Genomic DNA, 20,858 nt, shown 5'->3' with positions numbered 1-20,858 from the left:
CTTGCGGGTATTGCTGATCAAGACCTCGTCGCTGGGGGATGTGGTCCACACCTTGCCGGCGCTGACCGATGCGGCGCGAGCGATCCCTGGTATCCGGTTCGATTGGGTGGTGGAAGAGGGTTTTGCCGAAATTGCTACCTGGCACCCGGCTGTGGGCAAGGTCATCCCGGTGGCGATCCGGCGCTGGCGCAAGAACCTCTGGCAAACCATCAAGAGTGGCGAGTGGCGACGCTTCAAACAAAGCGTGCGCGCCGAAAAATATGACTTGGTGATCGATGCCCAAGGCCTGCTGAAAAGCGCCTGGCTGACTCGCTACGTCAAGGCACCGGTGGCCGGCCTGGATAAGCACTCGGCCCGTGAACCAATGGCCGCGCGTTTTTACTCCCGGCGTCTGGCGGTGGCCCGTGGGCAACATGCAGTCGAGCGCGTGCGGCAGCTGTTTGCCCTGGCGCTGGGGTATGACCTGCCCAAGACCCAGGGCAGCTACGGCCTGAGCGTCGACCGGCTGGTGGAGTTGCCGCGCGCCTACCCTTACGTGGTATTCCTGCATGGCACGACCTGGGAGTCCAAGCACTGGCCCGAGCTTTACTGGCGCCAGCTCACCGAGCGCATGGGCCAGTTCGGCGTGGTGGTGAAATTGCCGTGGGGCAACCCTGCCGAGAAGGCCCGGGCCGAACGCATTGCCAGCGGGCTGCGCAACGCCCTGGTGTTGCCGAAACTGAACCTGGCCGGGATGGGCAAGGTGCTCGCTGGCGCCCAGGCGTGCGTGGCCGTGGATACGGGCCTCGGTCATCTGGCTGCCGCGTTGGACGTGCCGACCATTTCGCTACTCGGCCCCACTAACCCGGTACTGACCGGGGCGTACGGCAAGGGCCAGATTCACCTCGCCAGCGACTTTCCCTGTGCGCCCTGCATGCAAAAACAATGTACGTATCCACCGACCGCCGAAGATGCCCGTCGGTTTGACCTGAAACGCGAGCAGCCCCTGTGCTTCACCCGTGTAAACCCTGAGCGTGTTGCCAGCCACCTGAGCACGTTATTGGCTGAGGAGCCGCGCTGATGCAATTGGCTTTTGTCCTTTATAAATACTTCCCGTTCGGCGGCCTGCAGCGCGATTTCATGCGCATCGCCCTCGAATGCCAGCGACGCGGCCACCAGATCCGTGTCTACACGCTGATCTGGGAAGGTGACGTCCCGCCAGGCTTCGAAGTGCTGGTGGCGCCGGTCAAGGCGCTGTTCAATCATCGCCGCAATGAGAAACTCAGCGCGTGGATGGAGGCCGACCTGGCCAAGCGCCCCGTGGACCGTTTGATTGGCTTCAACAAAATGCCCGGCCTTGACGTCTATTACGCCGCCGATGGCTGCTTTGAAGACAAGGCGCAGAATCTGCGCAACTCGTTGTACCGGCGTTGGGGCCGCTACCGGCATTTCGCCGAGTACGAGCGAGCCGTGTTCGCCAAGGATGCCAAGACCGAAGTGCTGATGATTTCCGAAGTGCAGCAACCGCTCTTCATCAAGCATTACGACACCCCGCTTGAACGCTTTCACCTGCTGCCGCCGGGCATCGCCCAGGACCGCCGCCGGCCTGCTGACGCCGACGAAATCCGCGCCGCGTTCCGGGCCGAATTCGGCCTGGCGGACGACGACTTGCTGCTGGTGCAGATCGGCTCGGGGTTCAAGACCAAGGGCGTGGATCGAAGCCTCAAGGCCCTGGCCGGGTTGCCGGCGGAACTGAAAAAGCGCACCCGGCTGTTTGTAATCGGCCAGGACGACCCCAAGGTATTCCAACTGCAGAGCGCGACGCTGGGGCTCGGCGACAACGTACGGTTCCTCAAGGGCCGTAGCGACATCCCGCGTTTCCTGCTGGGCGCCGACCTGTTGATACATCCGGCCTACAACGAAAACACCGGCACGGTACTGCTCGAAGCGCTGGTGGCCGGGTTGCCGGTGCTGGTCAGCGCGGTGTGTGGATATGCCCATTACATCGCCGAGGCTGACAGTGGCCTGGTGCTGGACGAGCCGTTCGAACAAGCACAGCTCACCGAATACCTGGGCCGGATGTTGAGCGATGCTGGCGCGCGGGCGGCCTGGAGCCGCAACGGTCTGGTCTTTGCCGAGACGGCTGACCTCTACAGCATGCCGCAGCACGCGGCGGATGTGATATTGGCGGAGCACGCTGAATGAAATTGATGTTGGCCGAACCGTTCAAGACCCTTTGGGCTGGACGCGATGCGTTCGTCGAAGTCGAGGCGCTCAAAGGGGAGGTCTATCGTGAGCTGGAAGCCCGGCGCACCTTGCGCACGGAGGTGGACGGGCGCGGCTTTTTCGTGAAGATCCACCGCGGCATTGGCTGGGGCGAGATCTTCAAGAACCTGTTCACTGCCAAGCTGCCGGTACTCGGCGCGGGCCAGGAGTGGAAGGCGATCCAGCGTTTGCAGGAAGCCGGCGTACCAACCATGACCGCCGTCGCGTATGGCGAGAAGGGTAGCAACCCGGCGGACCAGCACTCGTTCATCGTCACCGAGGAGTTGGCCCCGACCATCAGTCTCGAAGATTTCAGCATCGACTGGCTCAAGCAGCCGCCGCAGCCGACGCTCAAGCGTGCCCTGATCGCCGAAGTGGCGCGCATGACCGGCATGATGCACCGCGCCGGGGTCAATCATCGCGACTGCTACATCTGTCACTTTCTCCTGCACACCGACAAACCGGTGACGCCGGGGGATTTCAAGCTCTCGGTGATCGACCTGCACCGCGCCCAGACCCGGCCCGCCATCACCACTCGCTGGCGCAACAAGGACCTGGCGGCGCTGTATTTCTCGGCGCTGGACATTGGCCTGACCCGCCGCGACAAGCTGCGTTTCCTCAAGGGCTATTTCCAGCAGCCGCTGCGCCAGGTCCTGGCCGAAGAGGCGCCGTTGCTGGCCTGGCTCGAAGGCAAGGCCAACAAGCTGTATGCGCGCAAGCAGCGGTATGGGGATGCACTCTGATGTCGGGTTGGAATTTGGAGCCGGCCTACGCTGAGCTGGCAGAGGATTTCGGCAGTCTGGACGCGGTGTTCGCCCTTCAGGGGGAGCGCCTGACGCGCGATCCGCTGTCAGAGGTGATCCGCGTGCAACGCAACGGCGTCAATTACTACGTCAAGCGCTACACGGGCGCCGGCAAGGGGCTGCGGCGTTACCTGGGCAAGCCACGGGTCAAGTCCGAATGGCAGAACCTCAAGCGTTTCGCCAAGTGGGGCATTCCCACGGCCGAGATCGTCGCTTGGGGCCTGGAGCGGCGTGGCGCGGCCTATGATCGCGGGGCGATGATCACCCGAGAACTGCCACGCACCGAAGACCTTTCAGCCTTGGCCGAGCGACACGATCCGCGCCTGGCCGACCGCGCCTGGGTCGATGGCGTGAGCCGGCAATTGGCCGGATACACCCGGACGATGCATGATCACCGCTTCACCCATAACGACTTGAAGTGGCGCAACCTGTTGATCGATGACCAGGCGCGGCTGTTCCTGATCGACTGCCCGAACGGTGATTTCTGGCGTGGCTTCTGGCTCAAGTACCGGATTACCAAGGACTTGGCCTGCCTGGACAAGGTGGGCAAATATCATTTGTCGGCCACCCAGCGCCTGCGTTTTTATCTGCAATACAACCAGCGTGACCGGCTCGATGCGTGTGACAAAAAACGCATTCGTCACGTGGTGAGATTTTTCGAGGGGCGTGAATGACCGATTACCTGGCCGCTGAAGATCGGGCCTTGCTGGAGCGCCATGGCCTGGACAGCTTCGAAGCCCTCTGGTCGCGCAAACTGGACGCGGTGGATGAGCCCAATACGCTGGGCGGTGGCTGGAGCAGCGTGTTCCGACTGGAGCTCGAAGGGCAGGGCTATTACCTCAAGCGCCAGAACAACTACCTGACCCGGACGTTATCGCACCCCTTTGGCGAGCCCAGCTTTTCCAGGGAGTTTCGCAACATCAGCCGGTATCGCCAGCTGGGCATTCCGGCCTTGCAGGCAGTATTCTACGGTCAACGCAAAGTGGACGGTGAGGTGCGGGCGATCCTGTTGACCCGTGCCCTGGACGGATGGGATGACCTCGATTCGCTCCTGTTGCGCTGGTCGACCCTGACGGCGGCGCAACGCACCACCATCCTCCAGGCCTGCGGGCATCTGGCGCGGCGCCTGCATGGCATGCGTCAGGTGCACGGCTGTTTTTATCCTAAGCATATTTTCTTGCAAGCCACCGAGAGCGGCTATCAGGCGCAGTTGATCGACCTGGAAAAAACTCGCCCGCTGTTGTTCGGACTGCGTGACCGGGTCAAGGATCTGGAGCCGTTGCTGCGCCGGGCCCGGGCCTGGAGTGAAGCGGATGTGCGTCAACTGCTGTCTGCTTATCTGGGCCAGCCCGTCGACGGTGTGCTGGTTGATGAGTGGATAAACCGGCTAAGCGCGCGACGCACTCATAAGGAGGTTCGCTGATGCATTTGTCCGAACTGAAAAGCGCCGGCCGCAGCCCGAGCCTGCCCCTGAGCCTGGAGCTGGCGGATGCCGCCGGGCCGGCGCAACTGCAGTTGTTGTCGCTGTTGCGGGTATTGCCAGGGCAACGCTACGTTGGTGCTGGCATCTGGCGTGGCCGGCCGGTGCTGGCCAAGTTGCTGGTGGGCAGCAAGGCGCCCCGGCATTTCCAGCGTGAACTGCAAGGCGTTCGCCTGCTGGCGGAGCAGGGACTGACGACACCCTTGCTGTTGGCTGACGGCTTGAAGGAAGGCGAAGGCGGCTGGCTGCTGTTCGAGTTGCTGGAAGGCGCCGAGAGCCTGGGCGATGCCTGGAAGCAAGTCGAGCAGTTGCCAATGCTGGCAGACGAACAAACGGCGGTGCTGGCCGAGGCCTTGGGGGCGATAGCGCAACTGCACGGCAAAGGTCTGTGGCAGGAAGACCTGCACCTGGACAATCTGCTGCGTCATGGCGGCCAGCTCTATCTGATTGACGGGGCGGGTATTCGCGCCGAAACACCGGGGCAACCGTTGTCCCGGCAAAAAGTGCTGGAAAACTTGGGAGTGTTTTTCGCCCAGCTTCCCAAAGCCCTCCAGCCGTTCAACGAAGAGCTGTTGGTGTATTACCTGCTGGGCAACGCCGAACACGCGCTGCCCATGGAAGCGCTGCAGAAACAGATCGACAAGGTGCATGCCTGGCGCCTGAAGGATTTCCTCGAAAAAGTCGGGCGCGAGTGCAGCCTGTTCAGCGTACGGCGCGGAGCGTTCGGCCTGCGGGCGATCCGGCGCGATGAAGAAACGGCCATGATGCCAGTACTGGAGCAGGCCGATGCGTTGCTTGACCAAGGCCACCTGTACAAGACCGGCGGCGCGGCCAGCGTCGGCAAAGTCGAGGCGAGCGGCCGGGCCTTGGTGATCAAGCGCTACAACATCAAGAACTTCGCCCACTGGCTCAAGCGCTTCTGGCGCCCGAGCCGCGCCTGGCATTCCTGGCGCGAAGGCCATCGCCTGGCCTTTCTCGGCATCGCCACGCCCAAGCCCCTGGCCTTGCTGGAAAAGCGCTTCCTGTGGCTGCGCCGCGGCGCCTATCTGGTCACCGAACACCTGGCGGGGCCGGACATCATCGAGCGCTTCGCCCCCTACGTGGAAAGCGGTGAGGCGCCCGAACCTGAGTTGCTGGCGCTGGAACGATTGTTCGCCGACCTGATCCGCGAACGCATCAGCCACGGCGACTTGAAGGGCCACAACTTGTTCTGGCAACACGACCGCTGGGCGCTGATCGACCTCGACTCGATGTGCCAGCACCGCACCCAGGCCAGCTTCGCCCCGGCCTATGCGCGGGACCGCGCGCGGTTCATGCGTAATTGGCCTGAGGGGAGTGCGTTGTATCAGGTGATTGATGGGCGGTTGCCCAAGGACGTCGATAGCGCGCCATGAGATCGTTCCCACGCTCCTGCGTGGGAACGCCGCCAGGGACGCTCCGCGTTCCGCTTCCGGGATGAGCCAGAGCGTCACGGGATTCATGCCCACGCAGAGCGTGGCAGCGATCAAAAAGACCCTGCTGTTCACGTGAGGTCGGCACAAGGTGCGCTGCCCTACAAATAGCGCCAGGCAATCGTGTGCTGCACGCGCCCCACTCACCGCTAGAGGCTTGCCGCCGCTTTTAAGCTATAATCCCGCCCTTTAGCTGCCCCGCACCCCTGGCGCGTGGCACATCAATTTTTCGCGGCGCTTGTCGCCCGTATGCAGACATAAGAGGCTAGACCCCTGTGGCATTGACGATTCTTGGCCTGTCCGGCGCCCTTAGCCATGATCCTTCCGCGGCGCTGTACATCGACGGCAAGCTGATCGCGGCGGCCGAGGAAGAGCGCTTCGTACGCGATAAACATGCAAAGAACCGCATGCCCTACGAGTCGGCGAAGTTCTGTCTGGAACAGGCTGGCATCAAGCCGTCCGACGTCGACGTGGTGGCGATCCCCTTTGCCCCGATCAGCCTGTTCGGCGAAGCGCGCTGGCACTACGCCAAGCGTTACTGGTACGCCCCGGACCGCGCCCTTGACGCGATCCTGATGGGCAACCGTCGCTACAAGCGCTATCGCCGCAAAATCGTCTGGTGCCTGGAGCAACTGGGCTTCGATCCGAAAAAGATCAAGATCGAGCCGGTCGAGCACCATTTGGCGCACGCCTCCAGCGCCTACCACTGCTCGGGCTTCCAGGAAAAAACCGCGATCCTGGGCATCGACGGCAAGGGCGAATACGCCACGACCTTCTTTGGCTACGGTGAAAACGGCAAGATCCACAAGATCAAGGAATTCTTCGACCCGGATTCCCTGGGCGGCCTGTACGGTGCGATCACCGAGTTCCTCGGCTTTGAAATGCTCGACGGCGAATTCAAGGTCATGGGCATGGCGCCTTATGGCGATGCCAGCAAGTACGATTTCTCGCGCCTGGCCTCGTTCGAAAACGGCGAGCTGGTGATCAACACCGACTACGCCAACGTGATCGGCCTGCGTCGCTATAAAGAGAAGGGCAAGGGCTTCTATTTCTCGCCGAAGCTGATCGAATGGCTCGGTCCGAAACGCGAAGGCGATATCGCCGACGAGCCGTACATTCACTACGCGGCAAGCATGCAAGCGCTGTTCGAGAAGCTGGCGCTGCAGATGATCGACCACTACTTGGGCGACGTGCTCAAGGAAACCGGCAAGCTGGCCTTCGCCGGCGGCTGTGCACTGAACGTCAAGCTGAACCAGAAAATCATCGCCCGCGACGACGTCAAGGAGCTGTTCGTACAGCCGGCCTCCGGCGACGCCGGTACGGCGGTGGGCGCGGCGGCGTATGTGTCCCATGCCCGTGGCGTGCCAGTGGAGAAAATGGAACACGTCTACCTCGGCCCGGCCTACAGCAACGAAGACGTGATCGCCGCGTGCGCCCGTCATCCGAGCAAGCCTGAATGGCGCAAGATCGACAACACCCCCGAGCGCATCGCCAAGATCATGGTCGACGGCAACCCGGTGGCCTGGTTCCAGGGCCGCATGGAGTTTGGCCCGCGTGCCTTGGGCGGTCGCTCGATCATCGGATGCCCGAGCGCCAGCGGCGTGGCCGATCGGATCAACGAGCAGATCAAATTCCGCGAGCGCTGGAGGCCTTTCTGCCCGTCGATGCTCGACACCGTGGCGCCGCAGATGATCAAGGTCGATCACCCGGCACCGTTCATGACCTTCACCTTCGAAGTGGCCGAAGAATGGAAAACCCGCGTGCCGGAAGTCGTCCATGAAGACGGTACTTCCCGGGCCCAGGTGCTCAAGCGCGAATACAATCCGCGCTACTACGACATGATGAAGGCCCTGGAAGTGCTGACCGGCAACGGCGTGTCGCTGAACACTTCGCTCAACCGTCGTGGCGAACCGATGATCTGCTCGCCGACCGACGCGCTGAACATGTTCTTTGGCTCCGACCTGCAGTACCTGATCATGGAAGACATCCTGGTGGTCAAAGACGGCGTGGACGCTTATGACACGCTCGGCTGAGCGACATGTGCTGCAGTTCTGCCACGGTTATGACGGGCCGTTCCTGGACTGCGCCCGTCAGTACGCCAGCCTGTTCGCGGGCACTGGCTATCGCGTGACGACGGTGTTTCTCACCGGAGCGGCGGATGCGCAAGTCGCCGCCGCGTGCGCCTCGGACGAGGTGCTGTTCATGGAGTACAGCTCCAGCGCCGTTCGCGGCCTGAAGCTGGGCGCCATCGGCGATCTGCGCAAGATCGCCGCTTCGCGCAATTTCAGTTTCTGCATCGCCCATCGCTTCAAGCCAATCTACATCGCCCTGCTGGGTACTCGCCTGCCGGTGATCGGCGTGCACCATGCTTTTGGTGACTATCAACGGCGTACCCGCCGGCTGTTCGCCCATGTTTTTCGCAAGCGCCTGAGCCTGCTCGGGGTGTCCGATGCAGTGCGTGACGACATGCGTCGTTGCCTGCCGAAATGGCCTGCTGCGAAGATCCAGACCCTCTACAACCGCATCGATCTCGACGCCCTGCAAGCCAGTCAGGTGTCCCGGGACGAGGCGCGGCACACACTTGGGCTCCAGGCGAATGCCTGGATTGTCGGCAACGTCGGGCGGCTGCATCCGGACAAGGACCAGGCCACCCTGCTACGAGGTTTTGCCGCTGCACTGGAATATCTGCCGACCAATAGCCAGCTGGCAATCCTGGGCAAGGGACGCCTGGAGCAGGACCTCAAAGAGCTCGCCTTGGAGTTGGGCATAGCCGACCGCGTGCTGTTTCTTGGTCAAGTGCCCGAGGCACGTCGCTATTTTCGCGCCTTCGACGCATTTGCCCTGAGCTCCGACCACGAGCCGTTCGGCATGGTGCTGCTCGAGGCGATGGCGGCCGGCGTTCCGTTGCTGGCCACCGCTTGCGGCGGCGCGAAGGAGGTGGTCGAGGGCGTCGGGATCCTGTTTCCGCTCGGTGACGCCGAGCACATGGCCCAAGGGCTGCAACACCTGGCAGCGATGGGCGATCTGCAACGCCGACAATGTGCCGAGTTGATGCTTGATCGCCTGCGTGAACGCTTTTCGGATCGCGCCGTACGCGAAGCATTCTGGCGTTTGCCCCAAGTGACCGAACTGGCACCGAGGAACTGATGCTCAACCGATTCCAAGGCTGGCGCGAGCGCGGCTGGTCAACCACCGACGCCTCGACCTATGCACAGGCGTGGGAACGTTTCGGCGGCAGCGTGGCGACGCATCCCCTGGTAGTCGAACGGCTGGCCGCGCTGGCCGACATCCCCGTGCGCTACTTGGCGTTCGAGCAGGACGGCGAGCTCAAGGCGGCAATACCGACCTGGGGCCGCGACCTGGCCTTGTCCAAGGACGTGCTCAAGCGCAGCGGCAAAAAAGGCTTGTTCGACTTAGGCAATGCCGAGTTGATCCTGCCAGCGGCACCTGGCGCCCAGGCACCGTTGCGTCATCAGGGGCGGTATCTGTCGGCGCTCAACGAGGGCCGTTTCAGCGGCTTGAAGCCGCAGAAAGAACAGCTGGCCATGGCGCGCCTTCCGGAAGAGCTGTCGAAGAAATTTCGCTATAACCAACGCCGCGAGCTTCGGTTGCTGGAAGAGGCGGGCGGATTGGTGCGGCCGGTTGGCGAATTTCCCAGCGCTGAACTGGCGTCAATCTACTGCGACCTGTTCCAGCGCCGCTGGGGCTTCGCTGCCACCGGCGCCGAGCGCATGGAGGAGGTGATCGAACTGCTGCGCGAATTGCTGATCGGCTCGGTGGTTTTCCTCCACGATGCACCGATTGCCATTCAACTGGTCTATCGCGTCGAAGCGCCCGATTGGATCAGTGTCGAATACGTCAATGGCGGTGTCGACCCGCAGACCCGCGAGTTCAGCCCTGGGAGTGTGTTGAGCTTCCTCAACACCCAAAGCGCCTGGGAGCATGCCCGCGCCGCCGGCAAGCCCTTGCGTTTTTCGTTCGGCCGGGCGGATCGTGAATACAAAGACCGTTGGTGCAACCCCGTGCCGGTGTTTACCGTATGAACCCGCCCATGAATCGAAAACAACAGTTGCTCACGCGCCATCGTCGCAACAAGCGCCTGGGATTGCTATGCGCGCTCGTTGTGCTGGTGGTACTCGGCGTCTTGGTCGCTTGGTGGTTGCCCTTGGTGCTGGCGCTGTTGGGCTGGATCGCCCACGAGGCATGGTTCGCCGATCATCTGTTCTATTCGCCCCGGGACGATTACCAGTACAACTTCCCGCCGTTCACCCAGCAACCCAAGGTGCATTTGAATGCCGGGCGGCTGCGGCTGGACGAGGGCGTGATACTGGACGACGGCGCGACGCTGGTCCTGGCGCTGCGAATCAGAAGTACCTGGCTGGGACGATTCATTGATCCGGTTGTCGAGTTATTGGGCAACGAAAGTCCGGAACGGCAAACCTTCGAACGCGGGGTCAATGGCCTGCGCTACCTCAACCTCAGCGAGCAGGGCGCCGTGCTGTCCCGGGGTGAGCTGCGCTTGCGTGGGCGTTTTTGTCGCGTGTCGGGTGAACCGATGCTCTGGTCATTCGCACCCGTGGACGTACGGCACTCGCGCACGATGGTCATCGCGCCCCACGCCGACGATGCTGAGCTGGCCGCTTATGGGCTCTACAGCCAGGCGGACGAAGCGTGGATCGTGACCCTCACCGCTGGCGAAATCGAAGCGCGACATTATCAGCGCATGGGCCTGGGGCGCGCAGACGCCGCACGGCTCAAGGGTCGGCTGCGGGCTTGGGACAGCATCGTCGTGCCGCGCTGGGCCGGCGTACCGCAGGAGCACTGCGTGCAGTTGGGCTACTTCTGCCTGCAACTGGCCGCCATGCAAGCTGCGCCCGGCCAGCCCCAGGGTTCCCGCGAGGCGGACCTGAGCGATACCCGTCTGTTTCGCCAATTGAACCCGTTTGCCTTGCCCGGCGATGCCGATGGCGCCCCGACCTGGAACAACCTGTTGGCGGACCTGCGGGAACTGATACTCAAGGCACGTCCCGAAGTGATTGTGTTGCCGCATCCGGCTCTCGATCCGCACCCCGACCATCTTTGCGCCCACCACGCTGTCCTGCAGGCGCTTGAGGGCCTGGAGTGGCAACCGACCCTGCTGCTGGGCTATGCCAACCACCTGCACGATAACGATCGCTGGCCCATGGGCGACTCGGGCAGCGGCATCGCGTTGCCACCGCATTTCGATCCGGACCGGCCAATGCATCCTCTCAGCCTGCCGCTGACACTGGCGGGCCTGCATGACAAGGCGATGGCGCTGGGCATGATGCACGACCTGCAGCCGCCTGCCCCGTTCAAGCGCCGCCTGCGTCGTGGCATCCAGCGCCTGCTGGCCGGGCGTAGGGAATCGCCCTATGGCGAGAATGAATTCTTTCGCAAGGCTGTGCGCCGCCATGAACTGTTCTGGCGGCTTTAAGGGCCCAGGGGGCAACACCGCCTCCGGCTATCTATCAAGTCGTTCGGTGCCGCAAGGAAGACGATGAAAGTTCTATTTCTGGTGCAGAAAGAACAACGGGCCATTCTGGATCGGCTCTATGAAGGCGTGGCCGCTCATTGCGAGTGCGATCTGCGTTGGCTCGACAGTGCGGAACAACGCAATCTGCGAGGCTATTTCCGACGTCACGTGGATGTATCGAGCTACGACCGGATCGTCTTTTTCCTGCGCTTCAAGCAGGAAATTCGCCAGGCCAGCTTCATTCGCACGATCCCCAACCTGGTGATCCTCGAACATGACGCCTACCAGAACTACATTCCGTGCAAATACACGGGCAAGTTCAGCGCCCATTACCGTCGTCTGCCCTGGGTGAGGGTCATCAGCTCCGGTTTCATGGTGACGGAACGCCTGCGTGCGGAAGGATTCGATGCGGTTTTCGTTCCCAAGGGCTACGATCAATCGTTGTTGCAGGACCGGCAGCGCGAACGGGACATCGAACTGGCCTTTGTCGGCAGCACCAACAGCGTCGCCTATAGTGGTCGCAAGGCGCTGTTGGATGAATTGGCGCGCGTTGAGCCGTTGGTGGTAACCCGTACCAAGTCCGGCGAAGAGTATTGCGAGACGCTCAATCGGATTCGTTTTTTCGTCAGTGCCGACGTGGGCATGGGCGAGTACATGATCAAGAATTTCGAGGCGATGGCCTGCGGCTGCGTGCTGCTGGCGTTTGACCAAGGCGCCGAGGAAGCTCGGGCGCTGGGGCTGCAGGACATGCATAACGTGGTGTTGTATCGAGACATCCCGCAACTTCAGGAAAAACTTTCCCGGCTGCGTGCGGACCCCGAATTGGCGCACAGTATCGCCCGCAACGGCCACAGGCTGGCGCTGGAACAGTTCAGCTTCGCGCGTATCGGACAGAAAATCGTGGAAGCGCTGGAGCCGCCCTTGCGGCCGCGTGGACCTTTGAGTCTGTTGGAGCGATTGCGCCAGAAACTGGGCATTTAATAAAACCGTTATGCCATCCAACGACAGGGTGGCATTTGACTAAATGGTATTTCAGTGCAGTTTTCCGACGATAGTGACATCACTCTTGTGGTCACCAGTTGCGGCCGGCTCGATCTGCTCAAGCGGACGCTCGAGAGTTTTGACCGTTTCAATACGGCGTCTATTCGCGAAGTGTTCATTACTGAAGACGCAGGCGATGAAGGCGTGCACGCGGTGATTCCCGATCACTGGAAGGAGCGCTGCACGGTATTCGTCAACCAGCCGAAACTGGGACAGCTGGCATCAATCGACCTGGCCTACGGACACGTCAAGACGCCCTATGTTTTCCACTGCGAGGATGACTGGGAGTTCTACCGCCCGGCGTTCGTGGAAGACTCGCTGACGATCCTGAAATTGCGTCCCGAGATTCTCCAGGTATGGCTGCGCAATTATGTCTATGACCTGTGCGTACACAGTCCCTATATCCGCTTGGGCGAGCGTGAGCTGATCGGCGGCGTGCCGTGCTATCCCCTGATCTCGGATAAGCCTGAGTGGCAGAGTTTTTCTCTCAATCCGGGCTTGCGGCGGCTGAAGGAATATCAGCTCTGCGCGCCTTTTGCCGGTTTCGGTGGTGAAAAAGCCCTGTCGCTCCGCTACGCGCAACTGAACTTGACCGCAGTCACGCTCGAAGGGGATGCTGTTTTACATACCGGATTCGGTGTTCATGTCGAAGTTCCTGTCGAACGCCAGCGCAAGGCGCGTCGCAGGCGCCGTGAGCAAATCAAACTTTTCCTGATCCTTTTGCTCGGAGTGTGCGTTGGCTGGCTTATCAATTATTGAGCTTCTCGAAGCACGAGTCCGGGTCCGCGATCAAAGGTTTGCCGCTCGATGAGCATCATCAATGTCATGTGGGCAGGCGGTTCGCCATTCGCTTCGGTGCATAAAGTCCATCGCCAGATCCTTTCGCAGATCGATCCCGCCGTGCCCGTCAAGACATGGCTCCTGCAAGGCTCGGAATCCGCTTGCCAAGACAATGCGGGCCCGGCACGGGAGTGGAATCTGACGTCGGCGCGTCTCAAGGGCCGCCACTTCTGGCGCCTTTTCAGGCCCTGGATGCACAGCCGTTTCCGTCAGGGCCTGCTCGACAGCGATGCCCGAGTGGTATTGCTCGATGGTCTCGGCGTGGCGCGTACGCTGTTGCCCGTCTTGAAGGACATGCCGCAGATCCGCGTGGTCGTGATATTCCATGGTGCGACACGGCTCAACGCCATGGGTCGGGAATTGTTGTGTGGCTTCCCGCCGTCACGCCTTGCTTTGGCAGCAGTCTCCGAGACGTTGGCGGCATCGCTGCAGGAGGAGCTGGGCATCCAGGTCACTGCGTTGCGCAGTGCGTTCGATCCTGTCGCATTTCAATCGTGCCTCGTCCCTCGCGAAGAAGCTCGCGTTCGGCTGGGCGGGGCTGCGACGGCCACGCATATATTCGGCGCGGTAGGACGGCTGGTAGACAAAAAAGGTTTCGCCAACCTGTTGGAGGGATTTGCCCGGGCCGCAATCGACCAGCCTGGCTGGCGCCTGGTGATTGTCGGCGAGGGGCCGGCCCGGGCGGCATTGGAGGCACGGATCGCCCAGCCAGACCTGGCCGGGAAGGTGTTGTTGACTGGGCATCTGGAGGACGTTGCGACGCTCTATAAAGCGTTCGACTGGGTGCTGATTCCCTCTTTCGAAGAGGGGCTTGGCCTGATTCTCCAGGAAGCGATCCTGGCCGGCACTCCGGTGCTGGCCAGTGATCTGGCCGTGTTCCGCGAGCAGGTGGGCGATGACGGCTGGTATGCGCCTGCCGGTGACGAAGCCGCGTGGAGCGAAGCCATCACCCGGGCCTCACAGGCTTCGGCCGAGGCGATCGCGGCGGCGCAGTACCAGGCTTTGGCACCAGAGGCGGCATGGGCGAGTTTCTGCCAAACCGCCCGGGTGTTGATTTCAGGTAGCGATTAAGGCGTTTTCCAACGCCTGCATTGGAAAGCTCCCGTTCAGGTTCTCCCGCGCAATATAACGAGCGAAATGCTGCAGGTTGCGGCGTGCCAGATAGCGCGGCAATGGAGAGCGTAAAAACCGCATGTCAGCCACATCGATCAGCCCCAGGGTGTTTTCCGGGGTGACAACGATGTTGCCCAAGTGCAACGAGCGAAAATAAATGCCACTGGCATGGAGGCTGCGGATCAGTTCGATCAGGTCTGGAAGACGCTGTTGCCAGCTGAAATTTTCTTGATTCGATAATTGGCGCAGGGTTTTTCCGGGAAGCGGTCGATAAAGTACGGCGGTCATGCCGGGCTTCTGCAGCTTGTAGTAGGCCAGCACTTCGAGGGTCGGTACGCCGAGTTCCTTCAAACGGGCCGCGTTGTTGATGAACCGCGTCGAGTAGGGCCTTAGAAGGGCCGAGGAAAAAAACCGCTTGCGGCGAAACATTTTTAGGATGTTTCCATCCTGCAACAGATAGACTTTTGGGCCGTAGCTGTCGGCCTCCAGAATGCTGGCGCCTTCAATCATTAGATTCAAAGCGGCTTGGGGAAGCCGTGAGGATTGCATCGTAGGGAAACCTTGTTGAAAGAACGGTGCCGTGGCGGGCCATGATGCCCAAAAGTTTTTGTTTTCACCATGCCGGTTTGGCTGGTACACCGTTTAGGAGCGTTAGATGCAAGCAACACGTTGGGCGCAGGGCTGGATGGCCCTTGGCTTGTTTTGGTTTTTGTTGGCGATAGCCTTGGCACCCACCAATAAGGTTTATCAGCAAGGGTTGATCGCTTTGGTCTGGTTGCCGGCGATCCTGTTTGCCTGGCCGGCGCGCCACAGGTTGGTGGAGCTGTGGCGGGCCCAACGCTTGATTTATGGGGCGCTGTTGGCATTGATGGCGTGGGCGCTGGTGACGCTGCTCTGGGCCGAGGCGCCGGAGCCCGCCCGCGAAGCCAAGCGGCTGCTCTACATCCTGGTGTTCCTGTTGTTCTTCCCGATTTTCGCCAATGGCCAGCCGGAGCGCGTGATCCGTGTCATGCAGTGGGGCGGATTGGGGCTGGCCCTGACGGCCCTGATGGCCATCGTTCAGTTCTACATTATCCAGGATCATCGCTGGGTGGCGCGTCTCGAAGGGCTGGGTGAATTGTCGCATCCGATCCTGGGTGGATACGTGATTGGCTTGGCGGCGATCTGGATGCTGCACTGGGTGCCGCGTCGTATCGGGCTCCAGGTTCTCTGGGCGGTGGCCCTGGCACTGCTGGGGTTATTTGTGGTGATGAGTCAGAGCCGCGGCGCGGCGCTGGCCTTGTTGCTCAGCGTACTGGCCATGCCGCTTTATTGCCGGGACGGGCGTACCCGCGTGATAGCCGCTACGGCCCTGGTGCTGGCGATGCTGACGTTCTGGCTGCTGGAACCCTTGGTGATGGCCCGTGGTGCCTCCTATCGTCCTGAGATTTTCATGTCGAGCATGCACATGATTGGCGAGCGTCCTTGGGGCGGTCTTGGATTGGCGGGGGATTATCGCGTCCCCGTTAACGGTCGTTTTTTTGACCATGCTCATAATCTGTTCAGCCATGTTGCCATTCAGTTGGGCCTGCCGGGGCTGTTGCTGTGGTGCGTTGTCTGGTTCGCGGTGCTGCGCGAGGCCTGGCGTGCCCGGGACACCGTGCTGGGCCGAGGCGTATTGGGCATGTGGGTGTTTTCGTTCCTGGCGATGCAATTCGACGCCGCGAGCCTGACGGGGACTCCCCGCGCCGAATGGTTCATCAGCTGGTTGCCGATCGGCCTGGCCAGTGTTTTGGCCTGGGCGCGGGCCAAGCCCGGTGGCTGTGATAAAATCCCGCGCTCTTCCTAACCAGTGAGCTCGACGATGAGTGACGCACCGCCCAAAGCGGAACAGGATTCCAGCCTGAAAATCTATTTCAGGCTGCTGGGATACGTCAGACCCTACGTGGGCATTTTCCTGCTGAGTATCGTGGGTTTCGTGATCTTTGCATCCACCCAGCCCATGCTGGCCGGGATTCTCAAGTATTTCGTCGATGGCTTGAGCAATCCCGATGCGGTGCTTTTTCCTACCGTGCCGTACCTTCAGGACTTGAAGCTGCTGATGGCCGTGCCGCTGTTGATCATTCTGATCGCGGCCTGGCAGGGCCTGGGCTCATTCCTGGGTAACTACTATCTGGCGAGGGTCTCGCTGGGGTTGGTGCATGACCTGCGGGTCGAGTTGTTCAACAAGCTACTGGTCCTGCCCAACCGCTACTTCGACACCCACAATTCCGGCCACCTGATTTCCCGGATCACGTTCAACGTGACCATGGTCACCGGCGCTGCCACCGATGCGATCAAAGTGGTGATCCGCGAAGGCCTCACCGTGGTGTTTCTCTTTGCCTACCTGGTGTGGATGAACTGGAAGCTGACCCTGGTGATGCTGGCGATCCTGCCGCTGATCGCGGTGATGGTCAGCAGTACCAGCAAGAAATTCCGCAAGCAAAGCAAAAAGATCCAGGTGGCCATGGGCGACGTGACCCACGTCGCCTCCGAGACCATCCAGGGCTATCGCGTAGTGCGCAGCTTCGGTGGCGAGGCCTACGAAGAACAGCGCTTTGCCAGCGCCAGCCAGGGCAATACCGACAAGCAACTGCGCATGACGCGCACCGGCGCGGTTTATACGCCGATGCTGCAGTTGGTGATCTACACCGCCATGGCGGCCCTGATGTTTCTGGTGCTGTTCCTGCGCGGCGACGCCACGGCTGGCGACCTGGTCGCCTACATCACTGCGGCGGGTTTGTTGCCCAAGCCGATTCGCCAGCTCTCCGAGGTCAGCTCTACCATCCAGAAAGGGGTGGCGGGTGCCGAAAGCATCTTCGAACAACTGGACGTCGAGCCTGAGGTCGACAACGGGACGGTAGAGCAGGAACGCGTCAGTGGCCGTCTCGATGTACGCAACCTGAGCTTTACCTACCCCGGCTCCGATCGGGAAGTGCTCAAGGACATCAGCTTTACCGCAGCTCCCGGGCAGATGATCGCCTTGGTTGGACGCTCGGGCAGCGGCAAGTCCACCCTGGCCAGCCTCATCCCGCGTTTCTATCATCACGACATGGGTCAGATCCTGCTCGACGATGTGGAGATCGAAGACTATCGACTGCGTAATTTGCGTCGCCACGTCGCCCAGGTGACCCAGCACGTCACACTCTTCAATGACACCGTGGCCAACAATATCGCCTATGGCGACCTGGCCGGAGCACCCCGGGCCGATATCGAAAAAGCCGCCCAGGACGCCTACGCCATGGACTTCATCGCGCAGCTCCCTCAAGGCCTCGACACCGAGGTGGGTGAGAACGGTGTGCTGTTGTCCGGCGGCCAGCGCCAGCGCCTGGCAATTGCCCGGGCCTTGCTGAAAAACGCGCCGTTGTTGATTCTCGACGAGGCCACCTCAGCGCTGGACACCGAGTCCGAGCGGCATATCCAGGCCGCGCTGGATCAGGTCATGAAGGGCCGCACGACCCTGGTCATCGCTCACCGCTTGTCGACGATCGAAAAAGCCGACCTGATCCTGGTCATGGACCAGGGGCGTATCGTGGAGCGCGGCACCCACGGCGAACTCCTCGCGCAGAACGGCTATTACGCTCGTCTCCACGCCATGGGGCTGGATGCCCCCTCGCAGGACATCGCCTGAATCCAGGACGTGCTGCAAGAGGTTGAGCTGCCCCGGGCCTGCGAGCAGATAACTGCGCTGCCGCAGGAGCCACAAAGGGGCAGCGCTTCGCGTCACAGCCATGGACGAGCCTTTCTCAACCCTGTGCTAATATCGCGGCCCTGTTCATTTTGTATGTGGGATGCTCCATGAAGTTGTCCATGCCGCGATTCGATCAAGCCCCTGTATTGGTGGTCGGCGATGTCATGCTCGACCGCTACTGGCATGGCGGTACATCACGGATTTCCCCCGAGGCGCCGGTTCCGGTGGTCAGGGTCGAGCACATCGAGGATCGTCCCGGCGGTGCCGCCAACGTTGCCTTGAACATCGCCGCCCTCGGCGCGCCGGCCTCCCTGGTGGGCGTGACCGGTGACGACGAAGCTGCCGACAGCCTGGCCAACAGCCTGGAAGGTGCCGGCGTGCGGGCGATATTCCAGCGCATCGCGCATCAGCCGACCATCGTCAAGCTGCGGGTCATCAGCCGTCACCAACAACTGTTGCGGATCGATTTCGAAGAGCCGTTCGCCACCGATCCCCTGTCCCTTGGCGCGGAGGTCGACAAGCTGCTCGAAGGCATCAAGGTGCTGGTGTTGTCGGACTACGGCAAAGGCGCATTGAAAAACCATCAAGTGCTGATCCAGGCCGCCCGTGCCCGTGGCATTCCGGTCCTGGCCGACCCCAAGGGCAAGGATTTTTCCATCTACCGTGGTGCGAGCCTGATTACCCCGAACCTCAGCGAGTTCGAAACCATCGTCGGTGGTTGCGCGGATGAGCATGAATTGGTGAGCAAAGGCGCGCAGCTGATGCACGACCTTGAGCTCGGTGCGCTGCTGGTCACCCGGGGCGAGCACGGCATGACCCTGTTACGTCCAGATCATCCGGCCTTGCACCTGCCAGCCCGTGCCCGTGAAGTGTTCGACGTGACGGGTGCCGGCGACACGGTAATTTCCACCCTGGCCGCTGCAATCGCTGCTGGCGAGGAACTGCCCCACGCGGTCGCCCTGGCGAACCTGGCGGCGGGTATCGTCGTCGGCAAGCTCGGTACTGCGGCCATCAGCGCTCCGGAGCTGCGTCGCGCCATCCAGCGCGAAGAGGGTTCCGAGCGCGGCGTGTTGGGGCTGGAGCAATTGCTGTTGGCCGTCGACGATGCGCGTGCGCACAACGAGCGAATCGTCTTCACCAACGGTTGCTTCGACATCCTGCATGCTGGCCACGTGACCTACCTTGAGCAGGCCAGGGCCCAGGGCGATCGCTTGATCGTCGCGGTCAATGACGATGCTTCGGTGAGCCGCCTGAAAGGGCCGGGTCGTCCGATCAACAGTGTCGACCGACGCATGGCGGTCCTGGCCGGCCTTGGCGCGGTGGACTGGGTGATCTGCTTCAGCGAAGGCACGCCGGAAAATCTGCTGCGCCAGGTCAAGCCGGATGTGCTGGTCAAGGGCGGCGATTACGGGATCGACCAGGTCGTGGGCGCCGATATCGTCGCGGCCTATGGCGGCACGGTGAAGGTGTTGGGGCTGGTGGAAAACAGCTCAACGACGGCGATTGTGGAAAAGATCCGTAATAACTGAGCCTTTGCGCAAGAGCCAGCTCCTGTGGCTGGGGAGCTTTCGTGGCGAGGGAGCTTGCTCCCGCTTGGGTGCGCAGCGCCCATAAAAATGGGGTCGCTGCGCAACCCAGCGGGAGCAAGCTCCCTCGCCACAAGAGCATTTTCAGATCGCTGTGACTAACGCACCACCTTGCTCGGCACGATCTTCTTGAGCAACTGCCGGGCCTTGCCCTTCAGACGGGTCAGCCCGGACTCCTTCCCGAGCGGTGTCAGCCCTTGTTGTCGCAGCCAATCCTTCCAGCGAATCCGCTCATCGCGCACCAGCCACCCGTCCTGCCGGGCGAAGCTCTCCGCCAGGTACAAGCCGCGGGTGCTGGCTGGGTACAGTTGATCCTTCTTCAGCGTGTACAGCTCAGGCAGCGGTTGTCCGTCCAGCAGCGGCATCAGGTAAAGGTCGGGACGCTTGCGATCCAGGCGCGCCACCAGTTGGTCGCCTTCCAGGCGTTCATCGACATGAAACAGGCTCAGGGATTTGGCTTCCTTGGGCACGTCCAGGCGCAAGTCATAAATCAGCTGCAGCGATGCCGTAGGCAAATGCACGTAGGCCCTCGGGCGTTCGATCAATTGCAGATTGGCACAACGCACTGGGCGGGCCGAACCGGAGAGCGGAGCCAGGCGGAACGGCAAGGCTTCACGGTAATGCAGGGCGCTTGAATACGGCGCGGGCAACCAAGTGTCGTTGAAACGTCCGCCGAGCCAGCCCTCAGGGGTTTCCAGCAGGCATTCTTCGGCAATTTCGTTGATGGCGGTAAGCAGCGGCAGGTTCAATTCATGGGCCGGAACGTAACCAGAAATCAACTTGAGGACCACATCGCCGCGATCCTGGCGGCGTTGACGCACGAGTACCCAATAATCGCGATTTTGCCAATGCAGGGTCAGGCGCACCGAGACGCCGAGGTTCGCCAGCTCCAGGGTAAAACGCTCGGCGTCGTCCACGGTGACGGGTTTGCGGCGTTGCAAGGTCTGGGCGAAATTGAGCGGCATCCCCACGCTCTGGTACGTCAGGCCTTCAGGCGTTGCTTCGACGAAAAGGGGCAGGGTCTTGAAGTTGCTCGGGTTCTTTCTGATGAGCGTACGCGGCATGTCGGCTCCTTCCTTATGGCCGCGCGAGGCGGC

18 protein-coding genes are annotated in these 20,858 nt (G+C 61.7%); 16 read left to right on the top strand and 2 right to left on the bottom strand.

Features of this window, described 5'->3' with window-relative positions; genetic code table 11:
- The first annotated feature begins 1 nt into the window (after position 1).
- From waaC to HU742_RS26230, 13 genes are all read left to right on the top strand, one after another.
- Positions 2-1,060, top strand: a complete 1,059-nt coding sequence (gene waaC, locus HU742_RS26290; RefSeq protein WP_186644427.1) for a lipopolysaccharide heptosyltransferase I — start codon at positions 2-4, stop codon at positions 1,058-1,060.
- The gene (locus tag HU742_RS26285) at positions 1,060-2,184 is read left to right on the top strand and encodes a glycosyltransferase family 4 protein (protein ID WP_186639778.1); all 1,125 of its coding nucleotides are present in this window, start codon (positions 1,060-1,062) and stop codon (positions 2,182-2,184) included. Before waaC ends, HU742_RS26285 begins: the two co-directional genes overlap by 1 nt.
- A complete protein-coding gene (gene rfaP, locus HU742_RS26280; protein ID WP_186644428.1) occupies positions 2,181-2,987 on the top strand; it encodes a lipopolysaccharide core heptose(I) kinase RfaP in 807 nt (268 codons plus the stop codon). Before HU742_RS26285 ends, rfaP begins: the two co-directional genes overlap by 4 nt.
- The gene (locus HU742_RS26275) at positions 2,987-3,721 is read left to right on the top strand and encodes a lipopolysaccharide kinase InaA family protein (RefSeq protein WP_186639782.1); all 735 of its coding nucleotides are present in this window, start codon (positions 2,987-2,989) and stop codon (positions 3,719-3,721) included. The genes rfaP and HU742_RS26275 overlap by 1 nt, the downstream gene beginning before the upstream one ends.
- Positions 3,718-4,470, top strand: a complete 753-nt coding sequence (locus tag HU742_RS26270; protein WP_186644429.1) for a lipopolysaccharide kinase InaA family protein — start codon at positions 3,718-3,720, stop codon at positions 4,468-4,470. The genes HU742_RS26275 and HU742_RS26270 overlap by 4 nt, the downstream gene beginning before the upstream one ends.
- A complete protein-coding gene (locus tag HU742_RS26265; protein WP_186644431.1) occupies positions 4,470-5,921 on the top strand; it encodes a lipopolysaccharide kinase InaA family protein in 1,452 nt (483 codons plus the stop codon). Before HU742_RS26270 ends, HU742_RS26265 begins: the two co-directional genes overlap by 1 nt.
- Positions 5,922-6,253: 332 nt before the next feature.
- Complete coding sequence (locus tag HU742_RS26260) at positions 6,254-8,011, top strand: carbamoyltransferase C-terminal domain-containing protein (RefSeq protein ID WP_186611834.1); 1,758 nt, start codon at positions 6,254-6,256, stop codon at positions 8,009-8,011.
- Positions 7,995-9,125, top strand: a complete 1,131-nt coding sequence (locus tag HU742_RS26255) for a glycosyltransferase (RefSeq protein WP_186644433.1) — start codon at positions 7,995-7,997, stop codon at positions 9,123-9,125. The genes HU742_RS26260 and HU742_RS26255 overlap by 17 nt, the downstream gene beginning before the upstream one ends.
- Positions 9,125-10,021 carry an antimicrobial resistance protein Mig-14 gene (locus HU742_RS26250; protein ID WP_186644435.1) on the top strand — a complete coding sequence of 299 codons (897 nt, stop codon included), beginning with the start codon at positions 9,125-9,127 and terminating at the stop codon, positions 10,019-10,021. Before HU742_RS26255 ends, HU742_RS26250 begins: the two co-directional genes overlap by 1 nt.
- A gap of 8 nt (positions 10,022-10,029) precedes the next feature.
- Positions 10,030-11,433 carry a PIG-L deacetylase family protein gene (locus HU742_RS26245; protein ID WP_186644437.1) on the top strand — a complete coding sequence of 468 codons (1,404 nt, stop codon included), beginning with the start codon at positions 10,030-10,032 and terminating at the stop codon, positions 11,431-11,433.
- Between the two features lie 63 nt (positions 11,434-11,496).
- A complete protein-coding gene (locus HU742_RS26240) occupies positions 11,497-12,453 on the top strand; it encodes a glycosyltransferase family protein (protein WP_186639794.1) in 957 nt (318 codons plus the stop codon).
- 54 nt (positions 12,454-12,507) lie between these two features.
- On the top strand, positions 12,508-13,272 hold the full coding sequence (locus HU742_RS26235; protein ID WP_186639796.1) for a glycosyltransferase family 2 protein: 765 nt from the start codon (positions 12,508-12,510) through the stop codon (positions 13,270-13,272).
- A 48-nt stretch (positions 13,273-13,320) separates the two neighbouring features.
- Complete coding sequence (locus HU742_RS26230; protein WP_186644439.1) at positions 13,321-14,424, top strand: glycosyltransferase; 1,104 nt, start codon at positions 13,321-13,323, stop codon at positions 14,422-14,424.
- On the opposite strand, the gene HU742_RS26225 is transcribed toward HU742_RS26230, so the two are convergent.
- Positions 14,410-15,015, bottom strand: a complete 606-nt coding sequence (locus HU742_RS26225; protein WP_186644441.1) for a BUD32 family EKC/KEOPS complex subunit — start codon at positions 15,013-15,015, stop codon at positions 14,410-14,412. The two genes, HU742_RS26230 and HU742_RS26225, sit on opposite strands and share 15 nt — an antisense overlap.
- Positions 15,016-15,121: 106 nt before the next feature.
- On the opposite strand from HU742_RS26225, the gene HU742_RS26220 reads away from it, so the two are divergent.
- The 3 genes from HU742_RS26220 to hldE all read left to right on the top strand — a co-directional run bounded on the left by HU742_RS26220 (position 15,122) and on the right by hldE (position 19,704).
- The gene (locus tag HU742_RS26220) at positions 15,122-16,294 is read left to right on the top strand and encodes an O-antigen ligase family protein (RefSeq protein WP_186639802.1); all 1,173 of its coding nucleotides are present in this window, start codon (positions 15,122-15,124) and stop codon (positions 16,292-16,294) included.
- A 15-nt stretch (positions 16,295-16,309) separates the two neighbouring features.
- Positions 16,310-18,115, top strand: a complete 1,806-nt coding sequence (gene msbA / locus HU742_RS26215) for a lipid A export permease/ATP-binding protein MsbA (protein WP_186639804.1) — start codon at positions 16,310-16,312, stop codon at positions 18,113-18,115.
- Between the two features lie 167 nt (positions 18,116-18,282).
- Positions 18,283-19,704 (top strand): bifunctional D-glycero-beta-D-manno-heptose-7-phosphate kinase/D-glycero-beta-D-manno-heptose 1-phosphate adenylyltransferase HldE, encoded by a 1,422-nt coding sequence (gene hldE / locus HU742_RS26210; protein WP_186639806.1) that lies wholly within the window; start codon positions 18,283-18,285, stop codon positions 19,702-19,704.
- A gap of 155 nt (positions 19,705-19,859) precedes the next feature.
- Here the strand turns inward: hldE and HU742_RS26205 are convergent, their stop codons facing one another.
- Positions 19,860-20,825: a metal ABC transporter ATPase gene (locus tag HU742_RS26205; RefSeq protein ID WP_186644443.1), complete on the bottom strand. Its 966-nt coding sequence runs from the start codon at positions 20,823-20,825 to the stop codon at positions 19,860-19,862.
- Positions 20,826-20,858 lie beyond the last annotated feature (33 nt).

Source organism: Pseudomonas marvdashtae, from assembly GCF_014268655.2.
Lineage (GTDB): Bacteria > Pseudomonadota > Gammaproteobacteria > Pseudomonadales > Pseudomonadaceae > Aquipseudomonas > Aquipseudomonas marvdashtae.
Note: the sequence above shows the minus strand (reverse complement) of the source record. Positions and strands in the feature narration are given on the sequence as shown.